The organism is Paenibacillus macerans (assembly GCF_900454495.1).
Taxonomy (GTDB): Bacteria; Bacillota; Bacilli; order Paenibacillales; family Paenibacillaceae; genus Fontibacillus; species Fontibacillus macerans.
Map to the genome: position 1 here is coordinate 827583 of NZ_UGSI01000001.1, position 12209 is coordinate 839791.

General features: G+C 53.9%; 11 protein-coding genes. All 11 read left to right on the forward strand.

Annotation, left to right across the window (positions count from 1 at the left end; genetic code table 11):
- Positions 1–10: 10 nt before the first annotated feature.
- The 11 genes from rbfA (at position 11) to DYE26_RS03890 (ending at position 11799) form a co-directional block, all read left to right on the forward strand.
- On the forward strand, positions 11–364 hold the full coding sequence (rbfA, locus tag DYE26_RS03835; protein ID WP_036622336.1) for a 30S ribosome-binding factor RbfA: 354 nt from the start codon (positions 11–13) through the stop codon (positions 362–364).
- 275 nt (positions 365–639) lie between these two features.
- On the forward strand, positions 640–1614 hold the full coding sequence (locus DYE26_RS03840) for a DHH family phosphoesterase (RefSeq protein WP_036622338.1): 975 nt from the start codon (positions 640–642) through the stop codon (positions 1612–1614).
- Positions 1611–2528 carry a tRNA pseudouridine(55) synthase TruB gene (gene truB, locus DYE26_RS03845; RefSeq protein ID WP_036622340.1) on the forward strand — a complete coding sequence of 306 codons (918 nt, stop codon included), beginning with the start codon at positions 1611–1613 and terminating at the stop codon, positions 2526–2528. Before DYE26_RS03840 ends, truB begins: the two co-directional genes overlap by 4 nt.
- A gap of 50 nt (positions 2529–2578) precedes the next feature.
- The gene (locus DYE26_RS03850; protein WP_036622342.1) at positions 2579–3529 is read left to right on the forward strand and encodes a bifunctional riboflavin kinase/FAD synthetase; all 951 of its coding nucleotides are present in this window, start codon (positions 2579–2581) and stop codon (positions 3527–3529) included.
- Positions 3530–3694: 165 nt separating this feature from the next.
- Positions 3695–3964 (forward strand): 30S ribosomal protein S15, encoded by a 270-nt coding sequence (rpsO, locus tag DYE26_RS03855; RefSeq protein WP_036622344.1) that lies wholly within the window; start codon positions 3695–3697, stop codon positions 3962–3964.
- Between the two features lie 242 nt (positions 3965–4206).
- Entirely contained in the window at positions 4207–6312 is a 2106-nt protein-coding gene (gene pnp, locus DYE26_RS03860; protein WP_036622346.1) for a polyribonucleotide nucleotidyltransferase, read from the forward strand.
- A 168-nt stretch (positions 6313–6480) separates the two neighbouring features.
- Positions 6481–7494, forward strand: a complete 1014-nt coding sequence (locus tag DYE26_RS03865) for a polysaccharide deacetylase family protein (RefSeq protein WP_036622348.1) — start codon at positions 6481–6483, stop codon at positions 7492–7494.
- Positions 7495–7556: 62 nt separating this feature from the next.
- Positions 7557–8810, forward strand: coding sequence for a M16 family metallopeptidase (locus tag DYE26_RS03870; RefSeq protein ID WP_036622350.1), 1254 nt, complete (start codon positions 7557–7559; stop codon positions 8808–8810).
- Positions 8794–9249 carry a dUTP diphosphatase gene (dut, locus tag DYE26_RS03875; protein ID WP_036622352.1) on the forward strand — a complete coding sequence of 152 codons (456 nt, stop codon included), beginning with the start codon at positions 8794–8796 and terminating at the stop codon, positions 9247–9249. Before DYE26_RS03870 ends, dut begins: the two co-directional genes overlap by 17 nt.
- Before the next feature lie 1060 nt (positions 9250–10309).
- Positions 10310–11209, forward strand: a complete 900-nt coding sequence (gene dpsA / locus DYE26_RS03885; protein WP_036622356.1) for a dipicolinate synthase subunit DpsA — start codon at positions 10310–10312, stop codon at positions 11207–11209.
- Entirely contained in the window at positions 11206–11799 is a 594-nt protein-coding gene (locus DYE26_RS03890) for a dipicolinate synthase subunit B (RefSeq protein WP_036622358.1), read from the forward strand. Before dpsA ends, DYE26_RS03890 begins: the two co-directional genes overlap by 4 nt.
- Positions 11800–12209 lie beyond the last annotated feature (410 nt).

The window sequence follows — 12209 nt, forward strand, 5'->3', positions numbered from 1 at the left end:
GGTGTCATAAATGGCCAAAAATCGGACCGGCCGCGTAGGCGAACAGATTAAAAAAGAACTCAGCGTTCTTATCCAGAAGGAACTGAAAGATCCGCGCATCGGTTTTGTCACCGTGACCGGGGTGGATGTGACGAGCGATTTGTCGCAGGCCAAAGTCTACTTGAGCGTTTTCGGGGATGATGAGAAGAAAAGCGAATCGCTGAAGGGGCTGGAGAAGGCAAACGGATTTTTGCGCACCGAGCTCGGCAAGCGGATCCGGCTGCGCCATACGCCGGAGCTGATCTTTAAAATCGACGAATCGATCGCTTACGGTAGCCGGATCGAGCAGCTTCTGGGCGAAATTACGCACGAGCACGACAAATGAATTAAAATAGGGATCAAAAAGTCAGGTTTTCAGCACCGAAGCTTATGCTTCCGATGTGCGTTTTTTCAAAACGCTTTAGTTGGATGAAGCTAGGGACGCCAGGAGCGGAGCGTACGTTTGGGGTACGTGAGCACCTGAAATGTTTCCGGAGGAAACATGCTTCGAAAGCATATGCTAGAGCCCGGCTGAATTCAAGATTCGATGCCGAATTTATGTCATGATTTGCTTCGTGATCAAATTCTGAATTTTTGATTACCTCTAAAAGGAGACCGGCAATGCAATATGAACGGGAGCTGCGTCAGAGCCAGGCTTTTTTGACGGAGCATGATGATTTCCTCGTGGTGGCGCATGTTCAGCCGGACGGAGACGCAGTCAGTTCCACCCTTGCGGTGGGCTGGCTTCTGTCATGTCTGGGTAAAAAATACGTAATGGTCAACGAAGGGCCGATTCCGAAGCGGATGGGTTATTTATGGCAGGCGGATCAAATTCGTGACCTGTCGGCAGAGCCCTTGAATCGGAAATTCGACAACGTGATCTGCGTCGATTGCGCCGATTTCAAACGGGTCGGGATGACCAAAGAGCTGTTTGCGGAAGGAGCCAAACTGCTGAACATCGATCACCATCCGACCAATGACGGATACGGCACGGTCAATTTGATTGTCCCCTATGCCGCAGCCACGGCGGAGATTTTATTCGACCTTATCCAATTTATGGGTCTGGAGTTGAACGAGGCGATCGCTACGGCGCTATACACCGGACTGCTGACCGACACGGGCGGGTTCCGCTATTCGAACACGTCGCCCAAAGTGATGGCAACCGCCTCCAAGCTGCTGGAGTACGGTGTTGAAGGACCGGGCTTGTCCGAACTGTTGCTGGAGCAAATGACTTTGCCGCAGCTGCGCCTGCTGACGAGAGCCTTAAACGGGCTGCAGCTGACCGAAGACGGTAAAATCAGCTGGGTGGTCGTGACGGACGAAGACTTGAAATTCGCCGGGGCGGTTCATGAGGATATGGAAGGCATCGTCAACTATCCCCGCAATATTCAAGGGGTGGAGGTCGGCCTCCTGTTTAAGGTGATCGATGAGCAAGCCGTAAAAGTGAGCATGCGTTCCGCCGGCAAAGTGGACGTGGCCAAGGTGGCGCAAAGCTTTGGCGGGGGCGGGCACGTCCGGGCCGCGGGAGCGCGCGTTGAAGGAACGCTGGAGGCGATCGTGCCCCGCGTGGTGGAGCAGGTGAGGCTGCAGCTATGACCACGTATGAAGGCATCCTGCCGGTTTTGAAACCCGCCGGTTTTACCTCCCACGACGTTGTGGCCAAATGCCGCGGCATCCTCAAAATGAAGCGGATCGGCCATACGGGCACGCTCGATCCGGCTGTCACCGGAGTGCTTCCGCTTTGCTTGGGACGGGCTACCCGGATGGTCGAATATTTGCAGGAGCTGCCCAAGGAATATGAGGCCACGCTGATTTTGGGGGTGGCCACGGACACCGAAGACATGTCGGGTACGGTCGTGGAGCGGCTGGATCAAGTTTCGGTGACGGAAGAGGCCGTAAGGCAGGTGCTTCAGCGATTCGTCGGCACGATTTCCCAGGTTCCGCCGATGTATTCCGCCTTGAAGCACGATGGAAAGCGCCTCTACGAGCTGGCGAGAGAAGGAAAAACGGTCGAACGCAAAGCCCGCGAGGTGACGATTTATGGGCTGGAGCTGCTGTCCTTTCAACCGGAGGGACCGCATCCGAAGATCAAGTTCCGGGCGCTCTGCTCGAAAGGAACTTACATCCGCACGCTTTGCGTCGATATCGGCCGGGCGCTTGGCGTGCCGGCGGCGATGGGGCAGCTGAAGCGGACGGTGTCGGCCGGGATCGCGGAAGAGAGCTGTTTAACGCTGGAAGAAATCGCCAGGCATGCTGCGCAAGGGGACCTGGCTTCCTATTTGCTGCCGGTCGACCAGGGAGTCCGGCATCTGCCGGCACATACGATCGCCGGGGACAAAGTTAAGGCGGCCCTGCAAGGTCAGCGCCTGCCCGCCGCCGCGGTACATCCGCGGGCAAACCGGGGGGAACTGATCCGGCTTTATGATCCGCAGCAGCGGTTTTTGGGGATATTCCAGGCGGATGAAGAAATGCCTGCCGTGAAGGCGGTCAAGGTGTTCCTTCCCGACTGAATCATATGAACGATTGTGCCAATCCGAGGGAATTGCAGGTGAGACTTTAGATGGAAACGATAAGCTTATCATACCCTTTAACCGAACAATTTATTGCAACGTGCGCGAGGCCGCAGGTGCTGGCCATCGGCCAGTTTGACGGCCTCCATCTAGGGCACGCCAGCGTGATTGAGACGGCCGTCAAGCTGGCGGCCGAGCTTGGTCTGCCCGCATCCGTCATGACTTTTCACCCTCACCCGAAGGAAGTCATGAAAAAAGGCGATTACGACGGATATTTGACTCCGCCCCGGGAGAAGGAACGCCTCCTTCGCAGCATGGGCGTGGATTTTGTATATATTGTCGAGTTTAACGACTCGTTCTCGCGGGTGAGCCCGCAAAATTTCGTCACCGGCATTTTGGTTCCCCTGCAGGTGCACACCGCTGTGGTCGGGTTTGACTTCCGCTACGGCTACCGGGGAGAAGGGCACGCCGGAATGCTGCGCGAGCTGAGCGATAACGTCCTGGACGTAAGCACGGTTCCGCCGTTCCTGATCGACGGCGAGAAGGTGAGCAGTTCGGGCATCCGTAAAGCGCTCCAGGAAGGCGACATCCGCTTGGCCAACCGCTGGCTCGGACGAAGCTATTCGCTGAAGGGCGCGGTCATGCACGGGGAAAAGCGGGGGAGATTGCTCGGCTTTCCCACAGCCAACCTGAAGCTCACCGAGCATTATGTGATCCCTGCGAGCGGCGTTTACGCCGTGCGTGCGCATCACGGCGGCCACTCCTACGAAGGCGTGATGAACGTTGGGGTCAAGCCGACCTTTCACAACGATGCGACCGTCCCCTCGTTCGAGGTTCATCTGTTTGACTTTTCCGGAGAAATATATGATGAAAGCCTGTCCGTCGAAGTGGTTCATTTCCTCCGCGAGGAACGCAAATTCGGCTCGATCGATGAGCTGATCGCGCAAATAACCAAGGATGCCGAAACCGCCAAAAGCTTGCTGAAAGCGGAAAAAGCGTAAACGGGAAAGCGGCATTTACTTTTATCCGGGTTGTATGGTATACTGATCTACGTTGTTATGCCCATGGGTTTTCTTTCCGGGCGTCAACTATAACCTTGGCTTGGTTGTGCGGTTTCACCGCCGGCGACGAGGCTAACGGCGATTGAGGAAAAGGAGGTGAACAGGATGGCATTGACTCAAGAACGTAAGCAACAATTGATCGAAGAGCACAAAACTCATGAGTCCGATACCGGATCCCCAGAGGTGCAAATTGCTATCCTTACGGAGAACATTACGAACTTGACGGAACATTTGCGCACGCACAAGAAAGACCATCATTCCCGTCGCGGTCTTTTGAAAATGGTCGGTCAACGCCGTAAGCTGCTGGCTTACTTGAAGAACAAAGACGTGAAGCGTTACTCCGCATTGATCGAAAAACTCGGATTGCGTCGTTAATTTGACATCTTTACGAAAAAGCAGCCTGGTTGCCGTCGGACGCTTTCAAGCGAACGATGTGCCGCCGGGTTGCTTTTTACAAATGAACGGGTATTTCGGCGGTGTTTTGAATAGCGTAAACGAAAGGCTCCGTCAGGAGCTTTTGTTGTGAAGGGACAAGTTCATTGCTCCTTAATGATTTAAGATAAAGCAGGAAATAATGAACTTTGTACCGAACTTTTAATGTGATAAGGAGGGATTACATGGAGAATCATGTGAAAATGGATCTGGGGGGAAGACCTCTTATCCTCGAAACGGGCCGATTGGCCAAGCAAGCCAACGCAGCGGTCATGGTGCGTTATGGGGATACGGCTGTGCTGTGCACGGTAACGGCCTCCTCGGAACCGAAGGACCTGGACTTTTTTCCGCTTACGGTCAATTATGAAGAAAAGCTGTATGCGGTCGGTAAAATTCCCGGCGGCTTCATTAAACGCGAGGGCCGTCCCAGCGAAAAGGCCATTTTGGCCAGCCGGTTGACGGACCGTCCGATTCGTCCGCTGTTCCCGGAAGGGTTCCGCAATGATGTGCAAATCGTCAATCTGGTCATGAGCGTGGATCAGGACTGCGAGCCTGAAATCGCCGCGATGATCGGAACGTCGGCCGCGCTGAGCATTTCGGATGTTCCGTTTAACGGGCCGATCGGCGGCGTGGCGGTGGGACGGGTGAACGGCGAATTTGTGATCAACCCGAATATAGCCCAGCAGGAAGCCAGCGATATTTACGTCGTGGTGGCAGGGACGAAAGACGCGATTATGATGGTTGAGGCGGAAGCGAACGAAGTTCCGGAAGAAGTTATGCTGGAAGCCATCATGTTCGGCCATGAGGAAATCAAAAAAATCGTTGCCGTAATCGAAGAGCTTGTCCAAGTTGCCGGCAAAGAGAAAATGCAGGTGAAGCTGCACGCGGTCGACGAAAACGTGAACCAGGAAGTTCGCGCCTATGCCAAGGATCGGCTCGTGGAAGCCGTAAAGATCGCCGAGAAGCATGCGCGGCAGGATGCGATTGACGCCATCAACGAGGAGACGGTTGCTTATTTCGAAGAGAAATACATAGAGTCTCCGGAGCTCATTGCCGACGTCAAGGAAGTGCTGCACGATATCGTTAAAGAAGAAGTCCGCCGCTTGATCACGCATGAGAAAATTCGTCCGGACGGCCGTAAGCTCAGCGAAATCCGGCCGATCGAATGCGATATCAGCCTGTTGCCGCGTACCCACGGTTCCGGTTTGTTTACGCGCGGCCAGACGCAAGCTCTAAGCGTTTGTACGCTCGGCGCGCTGGGCGATGTGCAAATTCTCGACGGCATCGACCTGGAAGAGTCGAAACGGTTCATGCATCATTACAACTTCCCTCCGTTCAGCGTAGGCGAAGCCCGTCCGCTGCGGGCACCGGGCCGCCGCGAAATCGGTCACGGCGCGCTTGGCGAACGGGCGCTTTCCAAGGTCATTCCGCCGGAATCGGAATTCCCTTACACGATCCGCCTCGTGTCGGAAGTATTGGAATCGAACGGTTCGACGTCGCAAGCCAGCATTTGCGCCAGCACTTTGGCGATGATGGACGCGGGCGTGCCGATCAAAGCGCCGGTAGCCGGGGTGGCGATGGGCCTGATCAAAGACGGAGAGCATGTCTCCATTTTGACGGACATTCAAGGGATGGAGGATCATCTCGGAGATATGGACTTTAAAGTGGCCGGAACCGCGGAGGGCGTAACCGCCATTCAAATGGACATCAAGATCGACGGCATCGACCGGCAGATTTTGACGGACGCTTTGAAGCAGGCGAGAGAAGGCCGGATGTTTATTTTGGCCAAGATGATGGAGCGCATCCAAAAGCCGAAGGAGCACTTGTCTCCGTATGCGCCTAAGATCCTCATCATGAACATCAATCCGGACAAAATCCGCGATGTTATCGGGGCCGGCGGCAAGATCATCAACAAGATCATCGAGGAAACCGGCGTGAAAATCGATATCGAACAGGACGGCCGCGTCTTTATCGCTTCGGCCAACGAAGAGATGAACAACAAAGCCCGTTCGATTATCGAAGGCATCGTGAAGGAAGTGGTTGTCGGCGAAATATATGTCGGCACTGTAAAACGGATCGAAAAATTCGGCGCTTTTGTGGAAATTTTGCCGGGCAAAGACGGGCTGGTGCATATCTCCCAGCTTTCGACGGAGCGTGTAGGCAAAGTGGAAGACGTCGTCGCCATCGGCGATACGGTAACCGTCAAGGTGACCGAAATCGACAGCCAAGGACGGATCAATCTTTCCCGCAAAGCGGTTTTGACTGCCCAAACGGAAAAAGCTCCTTCATAAACGATGAACGGCTGCATGTGAACTTAAGATGTGCGGGAAAAGAGACAGAATGAATCAATTCTGGCTCTTTTTTAATGCGCATGCCCCGATGGGCCGTTAAAAGGTGCATAATCCGGGTCTTGTCTACATATGATGGGGACAAAAACCGGTTGAAGGGATGAACCTGGCATGGGGCGGAACAAATTTGTGATCATTGCGGTCTGTATCGCATTTGTCGTGATTCTCGGGCAATTGGCGGGAATTCGCACATTTGTCGAGAACGGCGGCGGGCAAGACGGAAGTTTTGCCTTCCGTCTGTTTAGCGACTTTTATGAAAGCAATGAGTTGGGTCAAGACGGGAACAAACAAGACGATCTGCTGCTAAAAATACGCGAGGAAGCCGCCAAAAGGCGGATCGAGCCGGTCAACGCCACCGTCGATCGCGTCTGGAAGGCGATTCCGGGATATAATGGACGGGAAGTGGACATCGAGCGCACTTATCAGAAGGCGAAGCTGCTGCCGGCCGGAGCGGAGATCGAATACATATACCGGGAAATTAAGCCGCAGGTGAGCCTTGATGATTTGGGGGCGCAGCCCATTTATCGGGGGAATCCGAACAAACCGATGGCGGCGCTGATGATCAATGTGGCTTGGGGAGAAGAGTACCTCCTCCCGATGCTGGACACGCTTGACGAAGCGAAGGTGAAAGCGACTTTTTTTCTGGACGGAAGCTGGCTCAAGAAAAATACGGAGCTCGCCGCGGAAATTCAAAAACGGGGGCATCTGTTGGAAAATCACGCCTATTCCCATCCCAACATGAGCCAGCTCGAGGCGTCCCGGGCCCGCTTGGAAATCTCCAAAACGAAAGGGTTGCTGAAAGAGAAGCTGGGCGTAAACAACCGCTGGTTCGCCCCGCCTTCGGGAGATTATAACAGTCAAACCGTCAAGCTGGCCGCGGAGCAGGGCCTTAAAACGGTGCTGTGGACAGTGGACACGGTGGATTGGAGGAAGCCTCCGGCCTCAAGTATTGTAAGCAAGATCGCCAACCAGGTAGGTCCGGGCTCATTGATTCTCATGCATCCGACGGCGCCAACCCGGGACGCGCTGAAGGACGTGATCCGGGTTATCCGCGGCAAAGGCCTGGTTCTCGGCACGGTGGAGGAGACGCTGTCGCCGAATCGGGTGGAAGTTCCGGAGAGTTGAGCGGAGCGCCTTTTTTTGGTAGGATAGGAACTGCGTTTATTGAAATTTTAGGAGGGCCTTTCGTGAAGAGAACGCAATTAAAAAACGGCCTCCGGGTGGTTATGGAACAGATTCCGACCTGCCGCTCGGTCTCGTTTGGCATTTGGGTCAAGACAGGCTCGCGCAATGAACAACCCGAAGTCGGCGGGATTTCGCATTTTATCGAACATATGCTGTTTAAGGGGACGGATCGCTTCAGCGCCAGGGATATCGCCGAGCAATTCGACGCCATCGGAGGCAACGTAAACGCGTTTACGTCCAAGGAATACACATGTTATTATGCGAAGGTGCTCGACGAGCACTTGCCGATCGCGGTGGATGTTTTGGCGGATATGTTTTTCCGTTCGCTGTTTGACGCCGAGGAGCTGCGAAAAGAGAAAAACGTCATCGTCGAAGAAATTTCCATGTACGAAGATACGCCGGACGACATGGTGCACGATCTGGTGTCGCAGGCCGCTTACGGAGACCATCCGCTGGCTCTCCCGATACTGGGAACGGAGGAAAAGCTCCGGGCTATGGAATCGGACCATTTGCGCGCGTATATGCGCGAGCATTATACGATCGAAAATACGGTGATCAGCGTAGCCGGCAATATCGATGACCAAGTGGTCGAGCTGCTGGAAAAATATTTCGGCGATTTCGCGATTCGGGGAGACCGGGGTTCGCTGGCCGCGCCCGATTTTCTCGGAGACCTCAAATTTTACCGCAAAAAAACGGAACAAAATCACATCTGCTTGTCCTTCCCGGGGCTGCCGATCGGCGACGAGAAGCAGTATGCCATGACCCTGCTGAACAACGCGCTTGGCGGCGGCATGAGCTCGCGGCTGTTTCAGGAGATCCGCGAAAAACGCGGCTTGGCCTATTCCGTCTACTCCTATCACAGCTCACATGCCGATAGCGGGTTGTTTACCGTGTATGCCGGTACGGCGCCGCGGCAAACGAAAGAGGTTCTGGAGCTGACGAAGGAGATTCTGCACGATGTGTCCGTCAACGGGATTAACGAAAGCGAACTCGGCAAAGGCAAGGAGCAACTCAAGGGCAGCCTGATTTTAAGCTTGGAAAGCACGGGCAGCCGCATGAACCGGCTGGGTAAAAACGAGCTGATGCTCGGCCGGCATTATACGCTGGATGAAATGATCGCCCGCATCGAGGCGGTGACGATGGACGATGTGAACGACGTGCTGGGGCGCATGTTCAGCCGGCCGTTCGCACTGGCGATGGTCGGCGGGTCCGATCGCGCCATTACGGGATTAAGGAGAGATGAACTTGTCATTTGAAGTACAAATCAAACGTTTTGCCGGAAATGAAGATATTGAACTGCCGCGTAAGATGTCGGAACTGGCTTCCGGCTTTGATCTGTACGCCGCGGTAACGAAGGACCTGGTCTTGCAGCCTGGGGCGAGGGCGCTTGTCCCGACCGGGATCGCGATTGCGATGCCGGGCGGTCTGGAGGCCCAGATCCGCCCGCGCAGCGGCCTGGCTCTGAAGCATGGCATCACTTGTCTCAACACGCCGGGCACGATCGATGCCGATTATCGCGGCGAGATCAAGGTGCTGCTCATCAACCTTGGCCAGGAGCCCTTTGCGATTAAACGCAATGAGCGCATCGCGCAAATGGTCTTTCAAACCGTGCCGGAAGTGGCTCTTACCGAAGTGGACGAGCTTTCCGAAACCGAACGTGGAGCCGGCGGTTTTGGCCATACCGGAACGAAATAATGCGGCAATCGGCTACCGGAACAACCGGCGCCTTTCGTAAGCCGTCAAAATAACGGCCCTTTATGTGCTTATTATCCGAAGCCCTGGCATTGCATCTCCATTAGCGGCATTTTATGTACTTATATTCCTATAAACGGTCCATAACGCGGGCATTTCCTTGCGATTCGAGAAAATAGCGGCTAAATTTACCCTATTTCTCTCGAATGGACCGATATCGCCGGAATAACACCCTTTTTAGACCTTATTTTTTAGGCGCTGGAGTCCTCAAACAGTCTGGTTTTTGAGCATTGCCGGTTTATCGACAGACTCTGCTTTGATGCTCCGGAGGCCTTCAATACAAGCACCATCCCGCTGGAAGACCAAGACCGCCCGACATATTTGATCGGGCGGTCTTTCACGTTGAAAGAATTTATTTCCTATTAGGTATAAACTGATTATCCCGCTTAACCCTCACATGAACTTTTCCGTTTTTCAGAAGATGATAGTAATCCAAGACAGCTCCGCTTGTAAGCTTAGAGGCTCCTTTCATTTTAATCCACTGATCATTTTCGGCGGGGATAATCTTGGTTAACTCTTCCAGAAACTGGTCGGGTGTCCGACCTCCAAGTTCCAGCAAAAGATCCCCGCGCTTCAGCTCTGAAGTTGAATATAAAACCACGGGACCTTCTTGGGTCCAGAATAAAGAAGGGTCAATCGAAGCGGCGCCGGGGTACAAGTTTAGTCGGACGGCTGTATGAGCGTCGTGCATACCCGCGAGGCTTTCGGCGGCAATAAAGTAGAAGCGTTCCTTGGGTGATGTTGGTTCGTAGCCTGAAATTAAAAGCGTGCCAAAGAGTAGCGATACGAGCAAACAGGCAATTGTCAAAGCCGAATAACGGGTTGTCTTCCTCTGAGACTCTCCTTCACGGCAATGGATTAGTTTTACAGACGGCCGCTGCATTTAAGCAATGATTTTTTTTCCGCTGGTCAGTTTCCGGCGGCAGCTCCCTCTTTCACCACTTTTTAGGCTGCGGCATAAGATGGTCTATACTGTGTTGCTTGGAAGGAGTGCCGTCTAAGAATGCTGACGGGAATCACGATTGTATTCCTTGGTGGAGACGCCCGCCAGGTGGAGGTCATCGACAAATGTTTGGAGCTGGATGCCACGGTGCGCATCGTCGGCTTCGACCGGTTGGATATGCCGCTTCCCGGAGTCTCGAATGAAGCGCTGACCCCCGGCTTGCTGGCCGGGGCTGATATCATCATTCTTCCGGTAATCGGTTGCGATGATCACGGTGTCGTACCGGCCCCGTTCTCTGCGGAAGAGCTTGTCATCAAGCCGGAAGGGTTTGAAGCTGTACGAAAAGATACGTTGGTATATACGGGAATCGCCAAAAGCTTTTTGAGGCAAATGGGAGACAGGGGCGGGTTCCGGATTATTGAACTGCTGGAGCGCGACGACGTAGCGATCTACAACTCGATACCGACGGCGGAAGGGGCCGTGATGATGGCGATCCAGAATACGGACATTACGATTCACGGATCGACCTGCATCGTGCTTGGGATTGGCCGTACGGGATTTACGCTGGCAAAAACACTGCAGGGTTTGGGAGCGACCGTGAAGGTGGGAGTGCGCCGGGAAGACGATATGGCCAGGGCGGTGCAAATGGGCTGGAAGCCTTTTGCCACAAGGGATTTGGCCGCTAATGTCGGCGATGTTGACTTGATTTTTAATACGATACCGACTATGATAATCACAGCGCAAATCATCTCAAAACTGCCGCGCAGGGCGGTTATTATCGACCTTGCGTCCGCTCCCGGCGGGACGGATTTCCGTTTTGCCGAGAAGCGCGGCATCAAGGCGATCCTTGCCCCCGGCCTCCCCGGTATCGTCGCTCCCAAAACGGCTGGAATCATCATGGCCAATACGATCTGTCAGTCGATTTTGGATGAGTTTCAAATACGGGGGGATGAAGAGTGAATTGGCAGGGCAAAACGGTAGGATACGCCATTACGGGCTCGCATTGTACGTTCGCTGAGGTGATGCCTCAGATTGAGCGTTTTGTCGATGGAGGTGCTAAGGTCATCCCGATCATTTCCCAGTCGGTGCTGACGACGGATACCCGTTTCGGAAAATCGGAGGATTGGCGGAAACAGTTGAAAGATATTACGGGGAATGATATTATTTCTTCAATTGTCGAAGCGGAGCCGCTGGGACCCAGCAAATTGCTCGATGTGCTTGTCATTGCTCCTTGCACAGGCAACACGACAAGCAAGCTGGCGAATGCCGTCACGGACAGTCCGGTGCTTATGGCCGCCAAAGCCCAGCTGCGGAACGGGCGCCCGCTCGTGATTGCCGTGTCGACCAATGACGGCTTAGGCTTCAATCTGGCGAATATCGCCAAGCTGATCGTAGCCAAAAACGTATATTTCGTTCCGTTTGGTCAGGACAATCCGACGGGGAAACCGAATTCGCTGGTGGCCAGGATGGAACTGGTGCCGGAAACCTGCTATGCGGCGCTGGAAGGCAAGCAGCTGCAGCCGCTGATTATCGAGCGTTTTCATGGATGAGCCCGCCTGCTGGCGGAAACATACTCGTATTTTAGAATATAATCGTTCGATTTAAGAGGTTGTTCAAAAAGTCATCTTTTGATCACGAAGCAGGTCAGGAAGTGGTTCTCGACGTCGAATCTTGAATTCAGCCGGGCTAAGCATATTCTTCCGAAGCATGTTTCCTACGGAAACATCTCAGGTGCTCGCGTACCCAAAACGTGCGCTCCGCTCCTCAGGCCCTAGCTTCATTCAGCCTGAAGCGTTTTGAAAAAACGCTCATCGGAAGCATAAGCTTCGGTGCTGAAAAGCCGACTTTTTGAACACGCACTTTAAGAGAATGGGAGACTTGCTGGATGAGCAAGAGAGAACGGAACGTCGCTGATCCGTCGGAAATCGTTTTGGATCATTTGCTCAAGGCGCGTCATGGA

Excerpts from the sequence above, each read along its gene's own strand:
- rbfA (WP_036622336.1), top strand. The coding sequence starts at position 11 with ATGGCCAAAAATCGGACCGGCCGCGTAGGCGAACAGATTAAAAAAGAA.
- DYE26_RS03840 (WP_036622338.1), top strand. The coding sequence starts at position 640 with ATGCAATATGAACGGGAGCTGCGTCAGAGCCAGGCTTTTTTGACGGAG.
- truB (WP_036622340.1), top strand. The coding sequence starts at position 1,611 with ATGACCACGTATGAAGGCATCCTGCCGGTTTTGAAACCCGCCGGTTTT.
- DYE26_RS03850 (WP_036622342.1), top strand. The coding sequence starts at position 2,579 with ATGGAAACGATAAGCTTATCATACCCTTTAACCGAACAATTTATTGCA.
- rpsO (WP_036622344.1), top strand. The coding sequence starts at position 3,695 with ATGGCATTGACTCAAGAACGTAAGCAACAATTGATCGAAGAGCACAAA.
- pnp (WP_036622346.1), top strand. The coding sequence starts at position 4,207 with ATGGAGAATCATGTGAAAATGGATCTGGGGGGAAGACCTCTTATCCTC.
- DYE26_RS03865 (WP_036622348.1), top strand. The coding sequence starts at position 6,481 with ATGGGGCGGAACAAATTTGTGATCATTGCGGTCTGTATCGCATTTGTC.
- dut (WP_036622352.1), top strand. The coding sequence starts at position 8,794 with ATGAACTTGTCATTTGAAGTACAAATCAAACGTTTTGCCGGAAATGAA.
- dpsA (WP_036622356.1), top strand. The coding sequence starts at position 10,310 with ATGCTGACGGGAATCACGATTGTATTCCTTGGTGGAGACGCCCGCCAG.